The following is a 25,386-nucleotide window of genomic DNA, read 5'->3' on the forward strand; positions in this document are numbered from 1 at the left end:
CTATCCGGTCTAAACCTTAGTGATGAATGAACATGACAAAACAAGGGAAATTCTCATTAGAAGTGAAAAATTCGCCTATCTCATAGATATCTAAAATTATAAATAATTGAAAATGAATTAATTAATCCTTTGTTTTCTTATCTAAATTATTAATCCAAACATAAATGTCTTCCGAAGACGGAATGTTTAATTTTTTTCTAAGTCTGTTTTTGCGAAGCTGAATGGCTCTTATTGTGAGAAAGTTATAGTCTGCAATTTCTTTTGTTGAAAAATTCAGTTTAAGAAGCGCACAAAATTTTAAAGTTTCAGGAGGAATATCAGGATATAATTTTAAAAGAACCTGATAAAATTCTGGATATATCTCAATGAAACGCGTCACAAATTCAGGTTTGTTTTTGCGGGCAAGCAGAGTTACTTCTTCAAAACCGTCTTTGACCTTACTTTTAAGTTCATTTGTTTCTTGCTCTCTTTCTACAATTAGTTCTTCCTTATTTTTTAAAGTATTTTTCAGCTTCACAGCTTTTTTACGGTTTCTTATGAGAAAAAAAAGTAATACCAAAACAGATAATAAAGCCGTTGCAACAATCTTATATCTGGATATATTTTCCTGATGTTTATATTCTTTCTGGCTTTCTTTTATGTATTGTTCTATTGGATAATTGAGTTGAATTTTCTGACTTCTCGAAAGACTGTCAGATAGAACATTATATTTTTTAAGAAACTTGGCTGCCATTTCCTTATCATTACTCAATTCAGCGGCTTCGGAAATAAAGAGGTAGGCATTTTTCACATCGACGAGAATTTTTCTTTCGATTCCTATTTGTAAAAGTTTGTTGTAATAAATAATTGCCGAATCGTATTCTTTTTTTTCTTTGTAATAATCTCCTAAGGTTCTATAAAATAAAGACAGTTCATAAGCATGCGGCTCCTTTGCTTTTATTTTACTCTCCGAATATTTTAGATAATATGCAGCGGAATCAAAATCATTTTTATAATAAATATAATAAAATGCCAGTCTATTGGATTGTTCTATATTGTCCTGCTCATAAAAAGCCTTTTTGCTATAATAAAATGATGAGTCCAATTTATTCAGATCATTATACATAATTGCCAGATAACCGTAACAAAATGCTCTCAAATTTTGTCTGGCTTTTTTATCCGTGATATGTGTGGATAATGCAAGCGATTTTTTAGAGTATGAGATAGATTGTTGGTAGAGATCAAGATAAGAATATAGGGCAGCCTTTTCTGAATAGATAATGGATTGTTCTCCTTTATCATAATTTCTTTCATTTTCTTTTTCCCATAATTCTACAAAGGCTAGGGATTCATGATACTTTCCATTAACCCTCATAATGTAAGAAAGACTTTTGTAACCACTCATGATCCCTTTTATATATCCAACTTCTCTGGATTCTTTTATCAGCCTTTGATTGATTGCTATAGCTTTATCATATTTTCCTTCGTCATATAAACTTATCGATTCTTTTTTGACTCTTTCAACTTCTTCTTTAGATTGCGCATAAGAAAATAAAGAGAAAAGGCAGCACAATAGTATGTGCAGGTAATGTGGATATCTCATAGTAGCTGTTAATTAAAAAGAAAGCAAAAGAAAGGAAATCACACTAAGATAGCAAAGATGTAGCTATCTCACAACTATCTAAAATTATGAAAACCATAGAGATATAATAGATATCTCGATTCAATAAATAAAATAAGAAACTGTTAAGAACTTTCTAAACTGTTTTGCTATGATCTACAGAACTATGGGTGTTTTTTTATTTCTTTGTCGGGGCCTTTATTGGAGAAACTATTTTCTGGTCTAATAATGATTTTTGATCAAATCTATAAGTTCTACTATATTTTCTATGTTTAGTTTTTCAAAAATCCTTTTCTTTAACGTGCTTACGGTATTTTGTTTGATATCCAGTTTGTTGGCAATTTCCAGATTACCGTAGCCTTCTGCATACATTTCTGCGATCTGTAGTTCTCTGTCTGTTAAAGAAAATAATGGATTGATCAGATTTCTGTTACGTATAGAATTCATTAATAGGGCCTGTGTGACAGGAGAGATGTATTCTCCGGTCTTTATCATTTTTGATATGGCGTATTTCACATCTTCTTCCTCACTCAACTTGCTAAGGAATCCATTTGCTCCGGCATTGATGAATTTTAAGGATTGTGTATTTTCATCTATTCCGGAAAATATCAATATTTTGATCTCGGGTCTTATATTTTTGATATCAGATAATATGCTGAGACTGTTTCCATCGGGAAAGTGAGCATCTATAATGGCAATATCAATAGGGTTGGATTGTATAGATTCCAATATCTTTTGTAGTGTTGAAGCATGAAAGATCTCACATTCCAGTTCCATTTCTTCCAAAAGAAAAACGATGCCCTGTCTTATTAGACTATGATCATCTGCAAGTAAGAAAGTGATTGGTCTATCTAATTGATTCATTTATTGATTTTCAAATTAACAGAGAAGCTTACTATTGTCCCATGATTCAGTTTGCTATCTACAGATATTTTTCCAGAGTACAATTCTACAATTTCCTTACAAAGACTCAGTCCTAGACCAGCTCCCAGATTTTCTACATCTTCAGACAGTACACCTTGATAGTAAGGTTCAAATATTTTCTCAAGGTCAGATTCTGAGATTCCTGCACCTGTATCTGTTATTTTTGTAACTAGCGAAATTGTATTTTCATCTACAGATTCTGTTTTGGTATCTACGGTTATTTGCCCGTTCTCTGTAAACTTGTTAGCATTTCCAAGGATATTCATAAAAACCTGATTGATCTTTGTGTTATCAGAATAAACGGTAATACTGGGGTCAATATTTTTATTAACGACAAATTTATTATTTCTGGTTTCTATATAAGGCTCTATGGAGGTGAGAATAGAATCTATTTCATCGCTGATATTAAAAACTGTCGGGATTAGTTTGTTTTCAACCTGTTGGTTTTTTGTGTATTCCAAAATTTGATTAGCCTGCATCAATAGGGTGTTATTTGTAAAGCTTATCGATTTTAGATATTCTTTTATACTTTCGTCTGTGGTTTTTTTATTAATTCTGTTGATGAAAATTCCAATGATCTTGAGTGGAGATCTTAGCTCATGGCTTAACATACCCAAAATTCTATTTTTGAAATTAAGATTTTCCTTTATCTGATCATTAGCAATTTTCAACCTTTTCTCATATATGAAGGCAATTCTTGTCAGGAACATGATCAATATAGAGACGATAAACATCAGGATCAGAGCTCCCAGAACCAAATAGTTTCTGATATGATTGCTTTTGGAAGTTTGTTTTTCATATTCCTTTTCAAGTTCCAACTTAGAATCTTTGATGGCCATTCCATAGATGTTCATCAGGTCATTACTGTATATTAGGAGATTGTTGAAGGTCTTGAAAAACTTTTCATTATGGTTTTTATTATTGGTAATGTTGACCTGTATCCTTTGGACCTCTTTGGAGTAGTGGTTATTGATCGTCCTCATGATACTGTCCATATCTGATTTTATTTTTTCGCCGGTGGTCTGTCCCCCGTTTTTAATTGTAATAATGGTGTTTTCTTTCTGTACATCAACTTTTCCGGCTATTGCATCACCGATCCTGCCGAGCAGTCCCTTCTTTTTCACGCTATCAGAAACAGTTTTTGTCTCTATATTGAATTTCTCATAATTATAATTGTTGAGATCAAATTTTTTAAGGGTTGGAGCATTGTTCTCTCGGATCTTAAAGCTTGATCTGGAAGAAAATTGATAGGTAGAATCCGCCAGAAGTTTTAGTTTCCTGAATTCCGAAGAATCTTGTTTCTGAGGCAGGATAACGTTTTCTAATCTTGGATTTTTGTAGCTGTTGATACTGTCCAGGTTTTTAGTGAGTTTATCAACGGACTGGAAATAATACTCCAAATATTTTCGATCATTAGTAATAAGATATTTTTGGAAGTAGTCCTGAGAACTTACCAATTCTTTCTTGGAATCATCTGTCAGATTTTCGATGGAATGGATTTCATTCAATTGATTTTCTATAAACTTCAGATTTTTTTTATTCCTGAACTCGTTGTAAAAAAAACTGCCTATAATGACTTGTATCAAAAGAATGCAGATAATAAGAAAATAATGGACAATCTTTCTCGATCTAAAGCTCAATGGGCGTAAATGATTGTTCTTTGATTCCATATTTGTGCTATTTATGTTTTTTTATTGATTTTCATTTTGTAAAAATGACAACCATAATTTGTAAAATTAAACAATATTATAAAAATACCACTTTATAAATTTTCTTTTTATAAAAATTAAATAATATAAAACACTACTATATAAAATTATTAAAAAATCCTATAAAACTTAATTTACAGGATTTGATTTTATTATGCAATATATAATTTATTACATTGTTTTGAACTGCTCCAGCATTCTGATATCATTCTCAAAGAACATTCTGATATCGCTCATTTGGTAAAGAAGCATTACAATTCTCTCGATTCCCATCCCAAAAGCGTATCCAGAGAATTTATCAGAATCGATGTTTACATTTTTGAGAACTGCAGGGTCAACCATTCCACAACCCATGATTTCCAACCAGCCGGTTCCTTTTGTGATCCTGTAATCCGTTTCAGAATTCAGACCCCAATAAACATCAACTTCTGCACTTGGCTCCGTGAAAGGAAAATAAGAAGGTCTCATTCTGATCTTCGACTTTCCAAAAAGCTCAGTTGTGAAAAACTGAATGGTTTGTTTCAGATCTGCAAAGCTCACATTCTCATCAATATATAAACCTTCAATTTGATGGAAAATACAATGTGAACGGGAAGACACCGCTTCATTACGGAAAACACGTCCTGGTGAAAGAATTCTCATTGGCGGTTCGTTGTTTTCCATATGTCTGATCTGCACAGAAGAAGTGTGCGTTCTCAGTAAAACATCAGGATCTTGCTCGATGAAGAACGTATCCTGCATATCTCTCGCCGGATGATATTCCGGGAGGTTAAGTGCGGTGAAGTTATGCCAGTCATCTTCTATCTCAGGTCCGTCTGCAACAGCAAAACCGATAGATTTGAAGATGTCAATGATTTTATTTTTAACAAGGTTGATTGGATGACGAGAACCTAATTCCAAAGGAAAAGCAGGTCTTGTAAGGTCTTCTTTTTCAAGGGTAATTTTACTTTCCGAAGAAAATCTCAGTTCTTCCAGTTTCTCATTTACAGAATTTCTTAAGATGTTGATCTTCTGTCCAAAATCTTTCTTCTGCTCATTGGGGATTTGTTTCAAGGACTCATAGAAATCGTTCATGATTCCTTTTTTTCCATTGAATTTTAGTCGGAACTGTTCTATCTCATCCTTTGCAGAAGATTGGAAATTTTGCACTTCCAACAGCAGGTCATCAATTTTCTCTAGCATTATTCTTTATAAAAAATAGACTGCAAAAATACGATTTTTAAACTAAAAATAAACTGCTTTTCGGTAAAACAATTTCATTTTAAAAACAAAACCCTTTCAAAGTTTCAAACTCTGAAAGGGTTAAATGATTAAATTGAATATTAAATCGGTTATTTCTTTTCGATGGCTTTAACTTTCATCTGAACATTGATTTCATTCTTGATCAAGCCTTCTGCGGCAGGCATTTGAAATTTAATTCCGAACTCATCTCTGTTGATATCTTTTGGCTCTGTTGCAATGCTCAATTCGCCGTCTTTTAATTTTACGTTCGCATTAAAGGTAGCTGGCTTTGTGATACCTTTCAGGGTCAGGTTGCCGTCAAGAACGGTGTTGTAATCACTCCCGGCAGGAGCTTCTGTTACTTTTGTGATTTCGAAAGAAGCTGTCGGAAATTTTGCAGTGTCGAAGAAATCTGCACTTTTCAGATGTCCAAGCAGTTTTCCGTTGGATTCGGTGTCTTTCAGGTCTTCATTGGTCAAAGAATTCATATCAACCACGAATTGTCCGCTTTCCAATTTGTTGTCTTTTACAGTCACCTCGCCACTTTCGAATTTCAAATTTCCAATGTGGCTGGTATTATCAGATTTTACAACTTTGAAACCTTTCCATTCAGCTTTACTATTCAATGTATCTACAACATAAACTTGCCCGTCTGTTGTTGTCAAAACCTCATTGCTTTCACTGGTCACTGGTTTGTCTTTTCCGCAAGAAATAATAAATACCGAAGCGGAGATCAATAAAAATGCGGATATTAAAGTTGTCTTTTTCATAAAGAAATTTTTAAATTATATCTAAATTTGTGTTTTTGCTAAAATAATAAAATTATTACGATTTCAACCACTAATTTTGCAAGATGTTGTTAGAAGTTAAAAACCTGTATTTCAATTATCAGGCCGATAAGCCGCTGTTCCAAAATCTTAATCTTAGTGTAGATGAAGGTCAAATTATTGCTTTGGCAGGGGAAAGTGGTTGTGGCAAATCTACATTGTTGGGTCTTATTTATGGTTTGATGGATTGGCAGGATGGCGAAATCATCTTTGAAGGACAAAAGCTATTTGGGCCAAAGGGAAATCTTGTTCCCGGCGAAGCGCAAATGAAATTCGTTGCTCAGAATTATGATTTGATGCCCTACGGAACGGTTTATGATAACGTTGGGAAATACATTTCTAATATTAACCTGAGATCAAAAAAAGAGAAGGTAGAAGAATTGTTGGACGTTGTGGGACTTACTGAATATGCCAAAGTAATACCGAAAAACCTGAGCGGCGGACAACAGCAAAGAGTTGCCATAGCAAGAGCTCTGGCGATTCTTCCAAAAATGCTTTTGTTGGATGAACCTTTCAGTAATCTTGATTTTTCCCGCAAGTTTGAGTTGAGGGACAAACTTTTCAATTATGTAAGACAAAATAATATGAGCCTTCTTATTTCGACGCATAATCTGGAAGAGGTTTTGCCCTGGGCAGATAAAATTGTGGTTTTGCAGCAAGGACGACTGATCCAAAATGACTCTCCAAAAGAAACTTATGAAAACCCTTACAACGATTATGTTGCGAAGCTTCTTGGCGAGGTCAACATTTTCTCGGAAGAAGAAAAAAATAAATTGAATTTAAAGAAAACCAATTACTTCCCTCATCAGATCAAAATCGCTGAAAGTGGGGTAGAGGCAAATGTTTCTGACAGTCGGTTTGCAGGTTCTCATTACAGAAATAAATTGATGATCAATGATAAATCGATCATTGTTTACACTGATGCATTTCTTGCAGGAAAAGTTTATCTGAAATTTTGATTTCGTCGAATCTGCAATTTGTGGATAAAATATGGATAAGTTATAGATTTTCAGTTTGTTGAATCAAGAAAAAATTCTAATTTTGATAAACGGAAAATACATCAGGAAATTTTTGGTTAATTCTCTTTCTGCCTTAGAGACTGGAAATTAGTTTCGCTTCTGCGAACAATCAAGGTCTTTGAAAGTTTACCCTGCCAAATTTTTCCTTTTTTTGTAATATATTTGAAAGGCTTCGGCTCCGTTCAGCTTGACATCTAGTATTAAGTTTGTCTACTGGGCGGAGTCGAAGGTGTTTTAAAATTAAATTGTCAAGCTTTCTTCACAAACTCAGACTTCAAAGCCATAGATCCAAAACCATCAATTTTGCAATCGATATTATGGTCGCTGTCAGGTCTTAGTCTGATATTTTTCACTTTTGTTCCTGCTTTTACAGGCTTTGGTGCGCCTTTTACGGGTAAATCTTTAATAACAATTACAGAATCTCCATCTTGCAATTCTTTCCCAAGAGAATCGAAGATTTTACCTTCCGAAGAAACCTCCGCAGGGTCCCATTCGTAGAAACATTGGGAACAAACTTGTAAATTATCCTGCTCGTAAGTGAATTCGGATTGGCATTTTGGACAAAGGATCGTATCGCTCATAATTGGTTTTTGGTTTATCGTTGCTAGTATTTGGTTTTTTAGACCAACAAATTGCAAAGATAACCAAATTGCTAATCTACTTCAACCAAATATTTATCAGCTAATTTGAAAGTATAATATCTAGCATCTATTATCTAAAATCTTCTTTATATTTGTGCGCAACTAAAATAAATCTTTAAAATAAAAATGAAAAAAACCGCTTTATACGATAAACACGTTTCTCTAGGCGCGAAAATCGTTCCGTTTGCAGGATTCGAAATGCCTGTCCAATATTCAGGAATTAATGAAGAACATTTTGCTGTCCGCGAAAAAGCGGGAATTTTCGATGTGTCCCATATGGGACAATTTTTCATCGAAGGTCCTTCTGCAAAAGACCTTTTGCAGTTTGTAACCTCTAACAATGTTGATGTTCTTGAAAACGGAAAAGCGCAATATTCTTGTCTTCCGAACGAAACGGGAGGAATTGTAGATGATCTGATCGTTTACAAGATCGATGATGAAAAATATTTTGTAGTTGTTAATGCGTCCAATATCGACAAAGACTGGAATCACATTGCAAAATACAATGAAAAATTCAAAGCAAAAATGACGAATGCTTCCGATGAAATGTCATTGATCGCCATCCAAGGTCCAAAGGCTACCGAAATTCTTCAGAAATTAACAGAAACAGATTTGTCAGCGATTCCTTATTATCACTTCACGATTGGTTCTGTTGCTGGTTTTTCTGATGTGATTATCTCCAATACAGGTTACACGGGAAGCGGCGGATTCGAAATCTATTTCAAGAACGAAAATGCAGAACAGCTTTGGGATGCCTTGTCAGAGGCCGGGAAAGAATTTGGAATGATTCCTTGTGGATTGGCAGCCAGAGATACTTTGAGATTGGAAAAAGGATTCTGCCTTTATGGCAACGATATTGATGATACGACTTCTCCACTGGAAGCTGGGTTAGGCTGGATTACGAAATTCGATAAAGATTTTGTGAACAAAGCATTCCTGGAAAATCAAAAAGCTGAAGGCGTTTCCAGAAAATTAGTGGGCTTCGAAATGCTGGAAAAAGCAATTCCAAGACACGATTATGAAGTGGTGGATGCAGAAGGAAAGATCATCGGAAAAGTAACTTCCGGAACAATGTCTCCAATGAAGAAAGTAGGATTGGGTCTGGCTTATGTAGATAAACCAAACTTCAAATTAGGTTCAGAGATCTTTATCAGAATCAGAAATAAAGATATTCCTGCGAAAGTGGTAAAACTCCCTTTTGTTTAAAAATCAATTCTAAATTGATTATCATATGAGCGGCTGTTTGGTCGCTTTTTTGTTTCTGATATTTTTATTAAATTCAAAAAAATAATTTGTTATGAAATTAAATAAACCAAGTCTTATCCTGATGTTCTCCGGAGTCTTGTTTGTTCAAGCTGTCGGGAAAAATGAAATCACTTTGAATCCGGATGTCAATTCAGTGAAATTTTCGGCACTTTATCAGGAAATGCCTGCAACAATTAAAAGCTTTCTTGCAAAGTATTATCCAAAAGCAACAGTTGTAAAATACGAAGCAAAATCAACAGTTGTCGGAAAAAAATATGAAGTAAAGCTAAATAACGGTGCGGAAATCGATTTTGATAAAAATGGAAATTGGGAGGAAATAAGTGATAAGCAAGGTATTGTGTCTGCCTTGATTCCTGCAAAGATCAAAGCTTATCTTGATCAGCATTACAAAGGTATAAAAGTAGAAAGCATTGATAAAGAACGAAACAAGATCAAAGTTGATTTACAAAACGACATCGATTTGGAATTTGATAAAAACGGAAAATTTTTAAGAGTTGACTAAAGCAAAAAAAAGCGTTCGGAATATGAACGCTTTTTTTATTTTCTAAAATTTAATTTTTAGATCCTAACATCATTTAAGATATTTTGTAATACTTTCACTCATTGGATTGGTTGTGCTCGCGAAGCTGTCGATCACATTTCCTTTTTCATCCAATAAGATCTTGGTAAAGTTCCAAAGGATCTTTGTGTTTTTCACACCGTTTTCTTTTTTGTCTGTCAGGAATTTGTAGATAGGGGCAATGTCGTCACCTTTTACAGAGATCTTTGCTGCCATCGGGAATTGCACACCATAATTTCTTTGGCAGAATGTCGCGATCTCATGATTGCTTCCAGGTTCTTGTCCTCCAAAATTATTGGCTGGAAAACCAACAACAACCAATTTGTCCTTGTAGGCTTCGTAGAGTTTTTCCAGATCTGCATATTGTGGTGTGAATCCGCATTCGGAAGCGGTGTTTACAACCAATATTTTTTTGCCTTTGAATTTGGAAAAATCAATTGTAGAACCATCCAAAGCTTCTACTTTGAAACCATGAATAGATTTTGCCTGAGCCTTATTTTTTGAAAATCCGAATAATGATAGCATAATGATGAATAAATATTTCATATAAAGTTATTTAAATTTTTTTAAAAGCCATATGCAGTCGCTATTTGTTTAATACTTCCTTTGAAGATTTATAGATAGCATTTAATTTTCAAATTTAAAACAAGTTTGTCAATTTCTCATCTGAATTCTTAAACTTATAAAACAATTAACTTTTGTTATCAAATCATCAAAAATTTAAATATATCCTAATTCCAGAGATTTCTTCACGAGTTCGGAAACTTTCGTACATTCCATCTTACTGAAAATATTTTTGCGATGTGTGGTAGTTGTGTGGTAAGAAATGCCTAAAAGCGCTGATATCTGTTTTGCCGAGTTGCCTGATGCCAAAAGAGAGAGGATCTCCATTTCCCTTATAGTAAGATTGGTTTGTGGAAGTTTCTTCTTCTCATTGTCTTTATAATACATTTGGTAAAAATCATTTCTTCCGCCAATGCCTGCAACTAATACAGAGTAAGGATTTCGCTGTGTAATGTGCTGAATATTAGTATGGATGTTTACGGCCTGTAATAATTTTCCTTCCTCGCTTTTGGCGATATGTAATGACTGATGATGGAACATTTCGTAATTACCTTTTCCTGTTTTCATTCGGAAGCAGTAGCTGCATTTAAGATTTTGCTGATGTTCCCAGCCAATTTCCTGCATTTTTTCAATGGTCATTTTTTCAGCCTCCATTACAAATTGTAGATCTTCGGGATGAATCAGATCGATGATCTCCTTAAGATATTTTGGTTTTTTCTTGAGTCCGTGAATCTTAAGGATATTTTGATGAGGATTGATAATAGTGCTGTCCGCAATATTAATGATGTAAAAATAAAATTCTCCCAAAGCGAACATTTCACCAATTACCTTTTCAATTTTGGGATAACTAGAGGTGCTTTTTGAATTATTGCTTAGAGATTGAGGGAAAGCGTTCCATACTTCCAGTAATGGATGCTTCATCTTTGAGCTTATTTGGTAATTTTCATTCATATTATTAGTTTTTTATAAAATTAACAAATATTCTCATTAAAAATACCTTTTTTGAGGTATTTACTTGTATCTGATGTAAAATTTATATTTGCTTAAAACTAATAATCGTGAAAATTTCTCTTACTTAAGGTTTGTCTGTCAATTTGTTGAGAACCAATATCTAAAAAGCTGTTTCCAATAGTTTGTATAATAAGCTATAGTTTGAGATTTAAGATTATAACAATAATTTAAAAATATAAAACTATGAGAACAAAATTATTATTATTGCTTCTGCTTTGGACTGGGGTGGTTTGGGGACAGAATGATAGTTACAAAAAAGAAATTGAGTCCTTAAAAGAACAGTACAATGTTTCCAAAGAGAGAATCAGTAAGCTAGAAAAAGACTTTGAAAAATTAAAATCGAATCTTACTACAACATTTTCAGAAGATTTGAACACAAAAATAAAAAGCAGTCAACTGGATATTCAGAAAGAAAAAGACATCTTTAAAAATACTTACTTGCTTGTTGAAAGCTATAAAAATGTATTGGAGAAAATCAAAAAAGAACAGAAAAAAACTATTGATAGCTTGTTTGTCTTTTCCAAAGAGGAAGATAAAGCCTATTTTCCGGAAGTAATAAAATCTGAGAAAGTAGAGACTAAGACTTATCTATATTTTGGTGAGAACAAAGTGATAGACAAAGATTTATTTTCTAATAAAAAAAGTACAGAAACAGAACTTCTCAAAAGCTTGTTGTTGGATGTTGGCAAAGAAAGTTACTTGGGAGATATAACAATTCCTAAAAAAGGACAAAAGTTTCCATTCTACAATTATGATATGATTCTTTGTGATGAACATTATAGCTTTCAAAAATTAGCAATAGAAATTAAAGACGGCTATTTTAATGATATTGTTGCTTATGTGACAGATGATTCTGGTGATGTTCATGTTTTTACAAACCAGGTTGGGATTAGTGTTTTGTTTTATTCAGTTTACGGTAAAACAAAATTGATGTATTATCTATATTCTATCAGAAAAGAAGATTTCACAAACAAAAATTTAAATCAACATTATCAAGATAATGCCCTAAAAAAATTATATATAAAAGTTACAGATATAATGGGTTACAACTATAAAATTGGGAATCACTATATACCACATGACTTAGCTGTAGAACTTCCTCAAGATGATGTGGAGGGAAATAAAACCAATGATAGAAGTGGTGCAATCTACCAGATAAAACAAAACACTTATTTAGAAAAAATTGTAGAGCTAAGAGCTTATACAGATTTTCTGGCATTATTTGGACAATCACAAAATGGATTAGCTCAAATCGAAGGTCGGGCAAAATTTTATTTGTTTCCATATCCTTTCAGATTTATGTGGAGTAAAAAATATTTGGGACAAGTTGAATATCTACCAAGTGTTTCACCTTATGTTAATTATTCCAAGTTTGATGATAAATCAAAATATGTTAATATGAATAAAATAGATAGTATTCGTTTTGAATTGGTGGAAAAGCGTTTCCTTACCATGGGGCTTTATTTAGAAGCTTTCAAATGGCAACATAAAAATGCACCGGTTAGTCTTTCAGTTTTTGGTGTTGTAGATTATAATCTTACACAAACTAATTTCGGAACAGAGGAAATCCCTGAGGAAATTGCTATTAAAGCACTGAAATATGGTATGGGAATTAATCTCAATGTTAAGAGATTTAATAATTTTGGGTTTAGTTATAAATTTGAGTATTCTGGTTTTAATTATGAAGATTTTAATAGTGATAAAAGATTGTTAAATCTTCCAAGTTGGATTCCTGTAGTAAAACATGAAGCAGAAATATTTTATCATCCAAATGGAAACCCGAATCAAGCCATTTTTACGCGACTTTTAACATATAATGATGCTGGGAAAAGTAATAATCAAGCTTTTTACCAGTTCCAATTTGGCTATAAGTTTTCAATAGGTAGCAGAAGTGTCAAGCAAAATTTGGAATAAATTCGTTTTATTACAAAATACGGTAATTAAGAAGAATCTATTTCTCTTCAATACTGATTGATAATGATTTGTTTAATGGATAATAAAAAAAATTCATTTTACTTATTTATGATATGACGATTATTCTTTTATTTATTGCTATTGAAACTTTCGAATTATGATAGAATTAATATGCTGTGGAATCAATTTAAAAAATGATACCTTTAAAGAATTGAAAAATCAATAATGAACAGAAAAGATTTTATAAGCTTGTCCGGATTGGGATTTTTGGGTTTATATGCTTGCGGAACTTCAAATCTTATGAATAACAGAAAACCTTTGGCCATACAACTTTACACGATTCGGGATGCTGTCTCTGAGAACTTGGAAAAATCCTTGGAACGATTGGCGGAAATGGGTTTTAAACAACTTGAAATCTATGGTTATAACGGAAAATTCTTCGGGAAATCCAGAACAGAATTTCAATCGATTCTCAAAAATGTTGGTTTAGAAGTTATCAGTTCTCATCATACAACCGGAATTGTTCATAATGAAAAAGGAACCTTACTCAACGATTGGGAAAGGTCTGTGGATGATCTGCATTTCATCGGTTCAAAATATATGGTTTGCTCTTATCTTTTCGGGGAAGAAAGGACTTCGGAACATTACAGAAAACTTCCAGAATTACTTGATAAATCGGGCGAAATAACAAGCAAAGCTAGAATCGGTTTTGCTTATCACAATCACGATTTTGAGTTTGAAAAAATGGATTCGGAACAAACTGTTTATGACTTCATTTTAGAGAATACCGATTCCGAGCTGGTAAAAATGGAGCTCGACCTTTACTGGATTTCAAAAGCCGGATTCAATCCTTTGGATTATTTTGAAAAATATCCGAAAAGGTTTCCGCTGTGGCACGTGAAGGATATGAAAGCCGGAACCAGAGATTTCGCCGAGATAGGAAACGGAACCATTGATTTTAAAACAATCTTCGAAGCTAAAGAAAAAGCAGGTCTTCAATATTGGTTTCTGGAACAGGATTCCAGTGATAAAGATATTTTTGAAAGCATAAAAATAAGTAAAGATCACATCGGAAAGAATCGGTTTTTTAATTAAAATCTTATCTAAGCAAAACGCCTTTGTGAACTTAATATTTTCAATATTATAAAACTAAGACCTTTGTGAACTTTGTGTTCTAAAATACATTCTCTTAACAAAATTTTATGATTTGTAAAATAAATGCCTTTTCTTTGTCGTTCTTTTCTTTATGACAAAAATCGATGAGTGTTTATAGTCAGCTTGCTGAGAATCTCCAGTACATTTCGCCGTCTTATTATAAAAGCAGATTTTTCAAGAAGCTGAAAGGTCTTACTGCTCAAAATCTTTTGGAAAGAAAAGTTGAGCCGGAGTTTCTTTGGATTAAGGAGTTTTTGGCGAAAGATTCTGTCTTCATGGATGTGGGAGCCAATGTTGGCGCTTATCTCTATACTTTGGAAAATCATCTGGATCCGGAAAATATTTTTGCTTTCGAACCTAATCAAAAATTGTTCAAAAGACTCAAACGGTTATTTCCAAAAGTCAATTTGTTTTCTGTTGCTTTGTCTGACATTTCCACGATTGCGGAATTCAAAATTCCGGTAATTAATGGCGAAAAGATCCATACAAGAGGAACTTTGCAGACTTCTATCAGAGAAAAAAATGAAGAGAAAACCATTCTTCAGAAAGTAGAAGTCAAACCTTTGGACGAATTAGATCTTAATCTCAAGAACCTCGATTTCATCAAAATTGATGTAGAAGGAAATGAGATGCAGACGTTGCGAGGCGCCAAGAAAACAATTGAAAAATTCAAACCAGTTTTGATGGTTGAGATGGAGCAGCGCCATCACAAGGAAAATCTTTGGACGTTGACTTCCGAGATTGCGGATTGGGGCTATTCAGTCAATTATCTGGATAGAGAAACTTTGCAACTGAAGATCTTGACAGAAGAATTTCTGAATCAACAAAATCCGGATAATGTGAAGAATTACAAAGATTACATTAATAATATTATTTTCCTGCCTAAGGCTTCTAGAGCCTCAGTCTGACAAAATCATTTATCAATCATCAACTATCAATTATAATTAAAAATGAGCGTTGTAGCAAGACAAGGTGTAAAATATTCGATAATCGGTTATCTCGGCTTTTTGTTGGGAACTTTTGCGTCTATTTTCATTTTCCCTTACGATATGGAGTTTTATGGAAAGCTCCGCTATATTTTGCCGACAGCTGAGATTTTGGTTCCGATCGTGGTTTTTGGCTTGAGCTTTTCTAACGTCAAATTCTTTAGCAAAGTCAATGCAGATGGCAAGCATCACAATATGCTGTCTCTGTCTTTACTAGCAGTCGTTATTAATTTCTTGATTTTCGTAGGCGGTTATTTTTTGATTAATTTCCTATTTCCGCAATTACAAACTTCTAAGTTGTGGGAAATGAAACTCCTGATCTTGCCAATGGTTCTGGTTTTGGCTTTATCTTCGGTTTTCAATAAGTTTTTGACCAATTACAAAAGAATCGTTGTCCCCAATATCTTCGAGAATTTCATTCCAAAGATTGCTAATATTGGTGCATTTTGCCTGTTTTTCTTTTTAGGCGTTGCGGATAAAATGGCCTACGGGTTTTTCTTTCTGATGTTTGTGATTTCGCTAATTGGTTATGGCTATTACACAAACAGATTAGAGAAGATCAAACCGGATTTTGGTCTGGATTATTTCAAAAAAGATAATTTTTACCGCGAGATTTTCACTTACAGTTTATTCGGGTTTTTAGGAAATATCGGGAATTATATTGCGATTAATATTGATAACTTGATGATTGGTGAGTTTATCAATTTTCGCGAGAACGGGATTTATAGTAATATTTATGCGATCATTTCTTTAATAACGGTTCCACAGATGGGACTTTTCAATATTTCCGCGCCTATCATTAATAAAGAATTGGCTTCCGGAAATCACGAAGAATTAGACAGATTTCATAAGAAAACATCACTTAGTTTATTTTTTCTTGGTTTGGTTTTGTTCTGTTGTATTGTTGTAGGATTTCCGTATTTGGCGGACTTTATGAAGAACGGAGAAGACTTGCGTTCCTCAGAGCCTGTGGTTTGGGTTCTCGGATTTGCGATGTTGTTCGATTTGGCAACGGGTTTTAACGGACATATCATTTCGCTGTCGAAGTATTACAAATTCAATATTGTGGTGATGCTTATTTTGGCAGTTTTAACCATCACAACGAATATGATTTTCCTTAAACATACAGATTTGGGAATTCTAGGAATTGCGATTGCTTATGCGATTTCATTGTCTTTATTTAATATCATCAAAATCGTTTTTAATTATATCAAATTCAAGGTTTTTCCTTTGGGAATCGAGATGATTTATGCAATGATTTTAGGTTGTATCTCTATCAATGTCGCCATTTTTCTGCCGGATTTCAAACTCAATATTCTTAATCTGTTCTACAAACCTGCAGTGGTTTTGATATTGCTTTTCATTGGGAATTACTTCCTAAAGATCTATCCTTTAGACAAATATCTTAACAAGGCTTTTATTAAGAGTCTTTTCAAATTTTAAATCTGCATAACACTTTAGTCACTTAAGATTAAATAACACTAATATAATTTTAAGTTCACTATAGTTCAAAAATCGAAGATTTTCAAAACTAATGTGTTCTTATGTGACTTTTGTTGTTTAAATTTTAAAAACTTAAGTGTTGAACATCAAAATATAAATTCTAATCATATCTCGGGAAAATCAGAGTCTCTTGCTTTTTACCAGTTTTATTAGACATTCTGGTTTCTTTTAAACAAGTTCCTTTCTCGTCTGTCTCTATACAATTGATTGATAATTCATCAATGATTTTGTGGTCTTTTCCAGTAATAACAATTTTGGAAAGCTCGTTATTAGAATAATGAAATTGACTCGTATTGAAAGTATTAAAGTTATCTACGATTTTATCAATACTGCCATTTTTGTTGTAATGGTAGATGCTTTCGTTCTGTTTGTATTGCTTTTTGGTGTAACAACTGATTCGTTCTCGCTGATTGGGCTTCCAGCGTGTTTTACAGTAGTAAGGGTCTTTGTCGGGATAGCGCTCTACAGTGAACCACAATTTCTTTTCGGTTTCCTGCAAAAGATTTCCATTGGAATCAAACGTTTTCGAATATTTGATACGACCATTTTTGGTAAAGGTCATTTCCTTTTTATGAAGTAGCTTTTTCTGATTATTTGAAGTATCATAGACTTCTTCAGTCGCAGATTTTATACCTTCGGGAAGAAGTTTGGCTTTAGTGTACTTTTTTGTAGCACAAGATGTTAATGCTAAAAATAGAAATGAAAAATACAGAACCCTCATAATCGTGATTTGAAAATGTGGAGCAAATTTCTTTCCAAGAATATGATTTTCGATAAGATAAATTAATATAATTTTAGAATTTTTCTGTTTTAATTAGTTTTTTTACTAAAAGCTAGATTTTTAAAATTAATATTCCCGATTTTTTCAAGATTCATTATTGCTTATTTGTTAAAAAACAAGAAAATTTTGTTTGTGAAAAACAAAAATCCATCCCCAATATAAAGAATACCATAAACAAAAATATTGGAAGATTCTTTTTCATTTTGAAAAAGACCTAAGCTTATTTGTCAATAAATTCTGATTTTACTTCTGCGACAGTTTTATTATAGCCTAAAGAAGAATTAAAATGGACGTATGAGAAATCAATAGCTTGAACTTGATTTTGGGATCACTATTCTGTATATTGTTGAAATAGATAGTTGATGATTCTGCATGAGCTTCAAATTTATGGTCATTGCATTTATTCACCAGAAAACGTTTCCCCAGAAAAACTTAAATAGGAGTTAATAAAAAATTTTTACTATGTATCGATTAATTTCTTTATCTTGGTAATGTTGTAATATTTAAATATTCATCAATCATTATTCATCACGCATTATCTATGACCGTTCAGCCATATTCTTTATTTTCCGATTTTGATATTTACCTTTTCCGTTCGGGAAAACACACGAGGCTTTACGAAAAGTTCGGCTCACAAAAGATTGAAGTGAACGGTGTCTCCGGTGTTTATTTTGCCGTTTGGGCACCTACGGCAACGGAAGTTTCCGTAATGGGGAATTTTAACAATTGGGATTCTTTTTCTCACCAGTTATTAGGGCGTTGGGACCAATCCGGGATTTGGGAAGGGTTCATTCCCGATTTGGATTTTGGAGAAGTTTACAAATACGGGATTAGAACAACTGAAGGGATTCTGTTGGAAAAGGCCGATCCTTATGGACTTTGTTTTGAAAATGCATTACAGGCGGGTTCTGCAGTTTGCACGACCTGGTACGAGTGGCAGGACAAAGACTGGATGGAAAAACGCTGGCGTTACAACAGCCTCGAGTCGCCAATTTCTGTTTACGAGATGCATCTCGGTTCTTGGATGCGCGACCCGGGAAATCCGGAGCGTTTTCTTAGTTATGGCGAAATAGCTGATAAATTGGTTCCTTATCTTAAAGCAATGAATTTTACCCACGTAGAATTTATGCCCGTTATGGAATATCCTTATGACCCAAGTTGGGGTTATCAGATCACAGGATTCTATGCGGCGACTTCAAGATTCGGAGGACCACAGGAATTGATGTACTTGATTTCTGAACTTCATAAAAATAATATCGGTGTTTTTCTGGACTGGGTTCCGTCTCATTTTCCGGGTGATGCCAATGGATTACATCGTTTTGATGGTTCGTTTTTGTATGAGCACGAAGACCCGAGAAAAGGTTTTCATCCCGATTGGAAATCCTATATTTTCAATTACGGAAGACCTGAGGTCAAATCATTTCTGATTTCGAATGCGATTTTTTGGCTTGACCGTTATCACGCTGATGGATTGCGTGTAGATGCAGTAACATCAATGCTACATCTCGATTATTCCAGAAACGATGGCGAATGGGAACCAAATATCTACGGCGGAAATGTAAACTTAGAAGCAAAACAGTTTTTACAGGATTTCAACACAGCAGTTTATAAAGAATTTCCTGATGCCCAGACCATTGCAGAAGAAAGTTCTGATTTTCCAAAATTAACCAAACCTGTTCACGATAACGGGATCGGTTTCGGGATGAAATGGATGATGGGCTGGATGCACGATACATTGGATTATTTCAAAGAAGACCCGATCAATAGGAAATACCATCACAACAAGATCACGTTTACGAGCACCTATATGTATAATGAAAATTATATGATGCCATTGTCTCACGATGAGGTTGTGCACGGAAAAAGTAGTCTGATCTACAAAATGCCGGGCGACGAATGGCAAAAATTTGCGAATCTTCGGGCAATGTATGTATATATGTTTACGAATCCGGGAGCGAAACTCCTTTTTATGGGTGACGAATTTGCCCAAACCAACGAATGGAATTTTACAAGTTCCCTTGACTGGCATTTGCTGCAATACCCTGTTCATAAGAATCTTCAGGAGTTCGTTCGGGATTTGAATTTTCTATACAAAACACATCCATCTTTATATGAGCTTCAATTTTCGCCTTATGGTTACGAATGGGTTGACGGTGACGACAGGGATAACTCGATTTTTATTTATCTGAGGAAAAGTAAAAACGAGAAAGAAATCCTGATGACCATTCTGAATCTTACGCCTAACAGTTTTGATTACAGAATCGGTGTTGATGAAAATACAGACTGGAAAGTCATCTTGAATTCTGACGAAGAAAAATACAGTGGCAGCGGAGTAGAAGCAGTTATTTCTCAAAGATTGGACGAAGGCTGGAATAATAGAAAAAACTCGATTATTATAAGAGTACCGCCTTTGTCAGGACTAGTATTGAAACAAAGTAAATTGATCAAGAAATCTAAAATCGCAGATTTTTTAAAACGTAAAAAATAATTAGAAGAAAAGATAATAGGAATCTGATATGAAAATATTTCACCTCTCTATGGAATGTTATCCTGTCGCAAAGGTCGGTGGACTGGCAGATGTGGTAGGAGCTTTGCCCAAATATCAAAACAAAATGGGTCTGGATGCCAGCGTGATAATGCCTTGGTACAACAAACCGTTTTTCTACAACCACGATTTCGAGATCGTGTTTGATGGTTTTATTCATCAGTCGTTCCATATGTATCAGGTTCAGGTTTTCAAGGAGAAGAGCAATATTTTGGGATTTGACCTTTATCTGGTGAAGATTCCGGGATTGTTGGATAGGGAAAATGTTTATGGTTATTGGGATGAGAGTCAGCAATTCATAGCTTTTCAGCACGGTGTTTTGCATTGGCTGAGTGCGATGCAGGTCCGTCCGGATATTTTGCATTGTCACGATTATCACACGGGACTTGTGCCTTTTATGATTGAGAATTGTTATGAATTCAGCTTTTTGAAAGGTGTAAAAACCATCGGAACAATCCATAATGGAGAATATCAGGGAAGTATGGATTGGCAGATGTCAAGCTTTCTTCCACATTTCGAAGGGATAAGATCGGGTCTTTTGGACTGGAGCGGAAGAATCAACCCGATGGCGGCAATGATAAAATCCTGCAATGCCTTCAATGCAGTTTCCGGTGGTTATCTGGAGGAATTATTTTACAGTTTCCAAGGATTAGAACCTTTGATGAATCAGGAAAGAAAAAAAGCTTTCGGCATTATCAATGGGATTGATACCGAAGTTTGGGACCCGCAGACCGACGACATGCTGAAATTCAATTATAATAAGGATTATGCAGAAGAAGGAAAATGGGAGAATAAAAAAGTCATCTGTGCAGAATACGGACTTAATCCAAATCTTCCGCTTTTCGGATTCATAGGACGTTTTGCTGGAGAAAAAGGCGCAGACCTTTTGCCTGATATTGTTGAGAAAAGCATTCAGGAAACCAATGGTTCTCTTAATATCATGATTCTCGGTTCCGGAAATCAAAATATCGAAAATCAACTGAAGGAATTACAATATAAATTCAATGTGAATTTTGCTTTAGATTTAGGTTATAAGGAATATTTGTCGCATCAGATCTATGCTTCGGCAGATTTCTTGCTGATGCCAAGCCGGGTGGAGCCTTGTGGTCTTAACCAGATGTATTCTATGCGATACGGAACTGTTCCGATTGTTAGGTATACTGGCGGTTTGAGAGATACGGTTCAGGATATCTCAACTGGCGGAAGCGGACTTAATTTCACCAATGCGGGTGCAGATGATACCGTTTTTGCAATCAAAAGGGCATTGCATATCTATAGTCAAAAAGATTTGATGAAAGGATTGATCTATAACAATATGTCATTCGATTTCTCTTGGGAAAAATCGGCCAAGAATTATTTGGAAATGTATAATTATTGATTCAAAGTTCAAATAAGTAAATATTTTTGTTAACATTGGCTTAATATTTGGCGGGATTTCTTAGCTTTATAATAAATAATAGAAAATAATATATAACCAGCACATTTTATGAAAGAAAGCGTAATCTCCATAGTTTTGGGAGGCGGGCGAGGAACGAGATTGTTTCCTTTGACTTACACAAGGTCCAAACCGGCAGTTCCTATCGCGGGAAAATATCGGTTGGTCGATATTCCGATCTCGAATTGTCTCAATTCCGGACTGAACAGGATTTTGGTTTTAACCCAGTTCAATTCAGCTTCACTGAATTCACACATCAAGAATTCTTACCATTTTGATATTTTCAGCAAAGGTTTTGTAGATATTTTGGCTGCAGAACAGAATGTTGAGAATGAAAATTGGTATCAGGGAACGGCGGATGCTGTTCGTCAGACAATGAAACACCTTGAAAAATATGAGTATGAATATATCTTGATTCTTTCAGGAGACCAGCTTTATCAGATGGATTTCCAGAAGATGATCAATTTCCATAAGGAGCAAGGCGGTGATATCACCATTGCAACTATTCCTGTAAATGCCAAAGATGCAACTGGATTCGGAATTATGAAGGCTGATGAGGAAGGCAATATTACAGCTTTCACAGAGAAACCAAGTTTGGATGTTCTTCCGGATTGGAAGTCAGAAACCAGCGAAGAAAGCAAAGCTCAAGGCAAGGAATATCTGGCGTCAATGGGTATCTATGTTTTTACGAAGAATGTCTTGAGGAAACTATTCTCAGAACATGAGGGTGATGATTTTGGAAAAGATTTTATTCCGGCCTCAATCGGAAATCTGAATGTTTTGAGTTATCAATATGACGGTTATTGGACAGATATTGGAACGATTGAATCATTCTATGAGGCTAATTTGGATTTGGCTCAAGATTTACCTCAATTCAATTTGTTTAGTTCTAATCCCATTTATACAAGGGCTAGAATGCTTCCGCCCTCAAAAATTAATGGTTCTTATGTTAGTAAAACGATCTTCGGAGATGGTTGTATCATTTTAGCCGATAAAATTGAAAATTGTATCATCGGAAATAGAACTAGAGTGGACAGAGGTTCTACAATTGTTAATTCCTATGTAATGGGAGCGGATTATTATCAAACGGCTCAGGAAGTTGCTAATAATGAATTGGAAGGTAAAACAAGTATGGGAATCGGGAAGTATTGTTATATTGACAAAGCGATTCTTGATAAGAATTGTTATATCGGGAACAATGTGAGAATCATCGGAGGAAAACATCATCCGGACGGCGATTATGACACGCATTCTATCAAAGACGGGATCGTGGTCGTGAAGAAAAATGCAGTGATCCCAGACGGCACCAATATTATGTAAATTAATATACAAATAAGTAGGCCCTTCGGAAACGGAGGGTTTTATTTTTTTTAAATTTGGCAAATAATTTGTCTTAGATTATTTATAAACAACAATTAATGAAGAACATTCTTTTTCTTATCAGCATTTTCTTTTTTACAACAGCTTCAGCACAGTTTGATAATATCACTGCCGGAGAGGTTTTGAGCTACAGGATCCATTACGGGTTCATTACAGCTGGTAATGCAACTTTGTCAACAACCAAAACTTCCTATAAAGGTCAGTCAGCATTTTATGTAAGAGGTGTTGGTAAAACAAGTGGCGCCGCAAAAGCTTTTTTCAAAGTGGAAGATGTTTATGAAAGTTATATCAACGAGAGCAAGGAACCGCTTTTCTATGTAAGAAATGTAGCAGAAGGCGGTTACAGACAACATTTGCAAAGTACCTTCAATCCTGCCAATAATACATTGGTTTTGGTTGATAAAAAAAATACGGACAGACCAGCAAAGACTATAAAAGTTCCTAATGACGTTCAGGATATGTTGTCCTGTTTTTATTACATGAGAAGCTTGCCGGCGGAAAATCTGAAAGTAGGAAGCGTGGTGAGAATGAATGTTTGGATTGATGACGAATTGTTTCCCTTTCAGTTAAAAGTAGCCGGTACTGAAAAGCTGTCTACCAAATTTGGCAAAATAGATTGTCTGAAAATCATTCCTTCTGTAATCAGTGGGAGAGTTTTTAAAGCGAAGGAAGGCGTGACGATGTGGGTTACCAACGACCAGAACAGAGTTCCTGTTCTCATAAAAGCAGAACTGGCAGTTGGCTCGCTCAAAGCAAGTATTGATAGTTTTAGTAATGTGAAGTATCCTTTGAATTTTATAAAATAAATATATTGAAAATCACTCTTTTATGAGTGGTTTTTTGTTTTAAGACCAAATATTGTCCTAAGGCAAGTTGATAATTTCAAAATAAATTTAACTTTGAAATAAAACAAATTCAAATGCAAAAATTGACAGTAACTACACAAATCAATAAACCAATCAACGACGTTTGGAATTTCTTCAACAACCCGGAACATATTGTGAATTGGAACTTCGCCCACGAAAGCTGGGAATGTCCTTCCGCTAAAAACAATTTGAAGGTTGGAGGAAAATTAGAAGTCAGAATGCAGGCAAAAGACGGAAGTTTTGGTTTCGATTTAGTAGGCATTTATGATGAGGTCAGAGATAATGAATTCATCAAATATCATTTAGAAGACGGAAGAGAAATTGAAGTGATTTTTGAAAAACTGTCTGATGATAAAACAAAAGTTACTGAAAACTTCGACCCGGAAAATCAGAATCCTCTGGATTTCCAAAAAGATGGTTGGCAGGTAATTTTGGATAATTTCAAGAGCTATTCGGAAAGTATTTAGTTTGAACCACAAAAGTCACAAAGATTATATAAACTTTATAATCGTAAGCGCCTTTGTGAACCTTAAAAACAGTTTATATTAAAAAAACCTTGTGGACTTTGTGTTAAATTTAAAAGATTATTATGATTCTAAAATCTAACATCTAACATCTATAAAAAATGAACAACAACATATTTCCCTGTTTTTGGTTCAACCAAAACGGGGCAGAAGCTGCAGAATTTTATACTTCTGTTTTCAGAAATTGTCAGATCACGGTCAATACGCCAATGGTCATTAATATAGAAATCGAAGGTCAGAAATTAATGTTTCTGAATGCAGGACCAATGTTCAAGCCCAATTTGACTTTATCATTAATGATGATGTGCGATTCTGCCGGAGAAGTAGAAAGCTATTATCACAGACTTGCTGAAAAAGGAAAAGTGATGATGGAACTGGATGCTTATCCCTGGAGCGAAAAATATGCTTGGGTAGAAGACCAATACGGGATTTCCTGGCAATTATATCTCGGAACTGAAAAAGCGAAGCAAAAGTTTTCTCCTGTCATGATGTTCACGGGCAAAAATGCCGGAAAATGCAAGGAAGCCTTAAGTTATTATACAACCATCTTCCCGGATTCTGAGATAGAAGGTGTTATGGAATATGAAGAAGGCCAAGGCGATGTTGCCGGTAATGTGGCGCATTCTCAATTCATCATCAATGATTATGTGATGATGGCGATGGACAGTTCACACGATCATAAAGCCCAGTTTACCGAAGGAACTTCTATGACCATAATGACAAAAGACCAGGACGAAACCGATTATTACTGGAACGAGTTCACGAAAGAAGGCGAGGAAAGTATGTGTGGTTGGTTGAAAGATAAATATGGTTTCAGCTGGCAGATCGTTCCTCACAGATTGATTGAATTAACCAATACTCACGAAGTGGAAAAAGCTCAAAAAGCTTTTGGAGCAATGATGAAAATGAAAAAAATCATCATCAAAGATATCGAAGATGCTTATTACAACTCATAA

The 25,386-nt window shown here is 34.5% G+C and carries 22 protein-coding genes; 13 read left to right on the forward strand and 9 right to left on the reverse strand.

All coding sequences use genetic code 11. The features are described from left to right. Window positions 1-121 precede the first annotated feature (121 nt). The 5 genes from BLT30_RS06725 to BLT30_RS06745 all read right to left on the reverse strand — a co-directional run bounded on the left by BLT30_RS06725 (window position 122) and on the right by BLT30_RS06745 (window position 6,224). Window positions 122-1,582, reverse strand: a complete 1,461-nt coding sequence (locus BLT30_RS06725; protein WP_089872579.1) for a tetratricopeptide repeat protein — start codon at window positions 1,580-1,582, stop codon at window positions 122-124. A 240-nt stretch (window positions 1,583-1,822) separates the two neighbouring features. Continuing rightward, window positions 1,823-2,464 (reverse strand): response regulator transcription factor, encoded by a 642-nt coding sequence (locus BLT30_RS06730; RefSeq protein ID WP_089872581.1) that lies wholly within the window; start codon window positions 2,462-2,464, stop codon window positions 1,823-1,825. Next, complete coding sequence (locus BLT30_RS06735; protein ID WP_245707129.1) at window positions 2,461-4,032, reverse strand: sensor histidine kinase; 1,572 nt, start codon at window positions 4,030-4,032, stop codon at window positions 2,461-2,463. The genes BLT30_RS06730 and BLT30_RS06735 overlap by 4 nt, the downstream gene beginning before the upstream one ends. A gap of 372 nt (window positions 4,033-4,404) precedes the next feature. Continuing rightward, the gene (pheS, locus tag BLT30_RS06740; RefSeq protein ID WP_089872585.1) at window positions 4,405-5,415 is read right to left on the reverse strand and encodes a phenylalanine--tRNA ligase subunit alpha; all 1,011 of its coding nucleotides are present in this window, start codon (window positions 5,413-5,415) and stop codon (window positions 4,405-4,407) included. A 149-nt stretch (window positions 5,416-5,564) separates the two neighbouring features. Beyond that, complete coding sequence (locus tag BLT30_RS06745; RefSeq protein ID WP_089872587.1) at window positions 5,565-6,224, reverse strand: YceI family protein; 660 nt, start codon at window positions 6,222-6,224, stop codon at window positions 5,565-5,567. Between the two features lie 83 nt (window positions 6,225-6,307). On the opposite strand from BLT30_RS06745, the gene BLT30_RS06750 reads away from it, so the two are divergent. Next, on the forward strand, window positions 6,308-7,240 hold the full coding sequence (locus BLT30_RS06750; RefSeq protein ID WP_089872589.1) for a sulfate/molybdate ABC transporter ATP-binding protein: 933 nt from the start codon (window positions 6,308-6,310) through the stop codon (window positions 7,238-7,240). A 308-nt stretch (window positions 7,241-7,548) separates the two neighbouring features. Here the strand turns inward: BLT30_RS06750 and BLT30_RS06755 are convergent, their stop codons facing one another. Continuing rightward, entirely contained in the window at window positions 7,549-7,881 is a 333-nt protein-coding gene (locus BLT30_RS06755; RefSeq protein ID WP_089872945.1) for a zinc ribbon domain-containing protein YjdM, read from the reverse strand. 186 nt (window positions 7,882-8,067) lie between these two features. Between BLT30_RS06755 and gcvT the strand changes: the two genes are divergently transcribed. Next, on the forward strand, window positions 8,068-9,147 hold the full coding sequence (gcvT, locus tag BLT30_RS06760; protein WP_089872590.1) for a glycine cleavage system aminomethyltransferase GcvT: 1,080 nt from the start codon (window positions 8,068-8,070) through the stop codon (window positions 9,145-9,147). A gap of 91 nt (window positions 9,148-9,238) precedes the next feature. Beyond that, a complete protein-coding gene (locus tag BLT30_RS06765) occupies window positions 9,239-9,709 on the forward strand; it encodes a PepSY-like domain-containing protein (RefSeq protein ID WP_089872592.1) in 471 nt (156 codons plus the stop codon). 69 nt (window positions 9,710-9,778) lie between these two features. On the opposite strand, the gene BLT30_RS06770 is transcribed toward BLT30_RS06765, so the two are convergent. Continuing rightward, complete coding sequence (locus BLT30_RS06770; RefSeq protein WP_370874196.1) at window positions 9,779-10,291, reverse strand: glutathione peroxidase; 513 nt, start codon at window positions 10,289-10,291, stop codon at window positions 9,779-9,781. 195 nt (window positions 10,292-10,486) lie between these two features. Further along, window positions 10,487-11,251, reverse strand: a complete 765-nt coding sequence (locus tag BLT30_RS06775; RefSeq protein ID WP_245707130.1) for a response regulator transcription factor — start codon at window positions 11,249-11,251, stop codon at window positions 10,487-10,489. A gap of 273 nt (window positions 11,252-11,524) precedes the next feature. Between BLT30_RS06775 and BLT30_RS06780 the strand changes: the two genes are divergently transcribed. The 4 genes from BLT30_RS06780 to BLT30_RS06795 all read left to right on the forward strand — a co-directional run bounded on the left by BLT30_RS06780 (window position 11,525) and on the right by BLT30_RS06795 (window position 16,839). After that, window positions 11,525-13,255 carry a hypothetical protein gene (locus BLT30_RS06780; RefSeq protein WP_089872598.1) on the forward strand — a complete coding sequence of 577 codons (1,731 nt, stop codon included), beginning with the start codon at window positions 11,525-11,527 and terminating at the stop codon, window positions 13,253-13,255. Window positions 13,256-13,480: 225 nt separating this feature from the next. Beyond that, window positions 13,481-14,350: a sugar phosphate isomerase/epimerase family protein gene (locus BLT30_RS06785; RefSeq protein WP_089872600.1), complete on the forward strand. Its 870-nt coding sequence runs from the start codon at window positions 13,481-13,483 to the stop codon at window positions 14,348-14,350. 164 nt (window positions 14,351-14,514) lie between these two features. Beyond that, window positions 14,515-15,318 carry an FkbM family methyltransferase gene (locus BLT30_RS06790; RefSeq protein WP_089872602.1) on the forward strand — a complete coding sequence of 268 codons (804 nt, stop codon included), beginning with the start codon at window positions 14,515-14,517 and terminating at the stop codon, window positions 15,316-15,318. A 42-nt stretch (window positions 15,319-15,360) separates the two neighbouring features. Next, window positions 15,361-16,839, forward strand: coding sequence for a lipopolysaccharide biosynthesis protein (locus BLT30_RS06795; RefSeq protein WP_089872603.1), 1,479 nt, complete (start codon window positions 15,361-15,363; stop codon window positions 16,837-16,839). A 160-nt stretch (window positions 16,840-16,999) separates the two neighbouring features. Here the strand turns inward: BLT30_RS06795 and BLT30_RS06800 are convergent, their stop codons facing one another. After that, entirely contained in the window at window positions 17,000-17,620 is a 621-nt protein-coding gene (locus BLT30_RS06800; RefSeq protein ID WP_089872605.1) for a hypothetical protein, read from the reverse strand. A 601-nt stretch (window positions 17,621-18,221) separates the two neighbouring features. On the opposite strand from BLT30_RS06800, the gene glgB reads away from it, so the two are divergent. The 6 genes from glgB (at window position 18,222) to BLT30_RS06830 (ending at window position 25,386) form a co-directional block, all read left to right on the forward strand. Beyond that, window positions 18,222-20,168, forward strand: a complete 1,947-nt coding sequence (gene glgB, locus BLT30_RS06805) for a 1,4-alpha-glucan branching protein GlgB (protein ID WP_089872607.1) — start codon at window positions 18,222-18,224, stop codon at window positions 20,166-20,168. Between the two features lie 28 nt (window positions 20,169-20,196). Then, the gene (locus BLT30_RS06810) at window positions 20,197-21,603 is read left to right on the forward strand and encodes a glycogen synthase (RefSeq protein WP_089872609.1); all 1,407 of its coding nucleotides are present in this window, start codon (window positions 20,197-20,199) and stop codon (window positions 21,601-21,603) included. Between the two features lie 108 nt (window positions 21,604-21,711). Then, entirely contained in the window at window positions 21,712-22,980 is a 1,269-nt protein-coding gene (locus tag BLT30_RS06815; protein ID WP_089872612.1) for a glucose-1-phosphate adenylyltransferase, read from the forward strand. Between the two features lie 98 nt (window positions 22,981-23,078). Next, window positions 23,079-23,846 carry a DUF3108 domain-containing protein gene (locus tag BLT30_RS06820; RefSeq protein ID WP_089872614.1) on the forward strand — a complete coding sequence of 256 codons (768 nt, stop codon included), beginning with the start codon at window positions 23,079-23,081 and terminating at the stop codon, window positions 23,844-23,846. Window positions 23,847-23,959: 113 nt separating this feature from the next. Continuing rightward, complete coding sequence (locus BLT30_RS06825) at window positions 23,960-24,373, forward strand: SRPBCC domain-containing protein (RefSeq protein ID WP_089872616.1); 414 nt, start codon at window positions 23,960-23,962, stop codon at window positions 24,371-24,373. Between the two features lie 158 nt (window positions 24,374-24,531). Further along, complete coding sequence (locus tag BLT30_RS06830; protein ID WP_089872618.1) at window positions 24,532-25,386, forward strand: VOC family protein; 855 nt, start codon at window positions 24,532-24,534, stop codon at window positions 25,384-25,386.

The organism is Epilithonimonas hungarica, from assembly GCF_900102265.1.
GTDB classification, from domain to species: Bacteria; Bacteroidota; Bacteroidia; order Flavobacteriales; family Weeksellaceae; genus Epilithonimonas; species Epilithonimonas hungarica.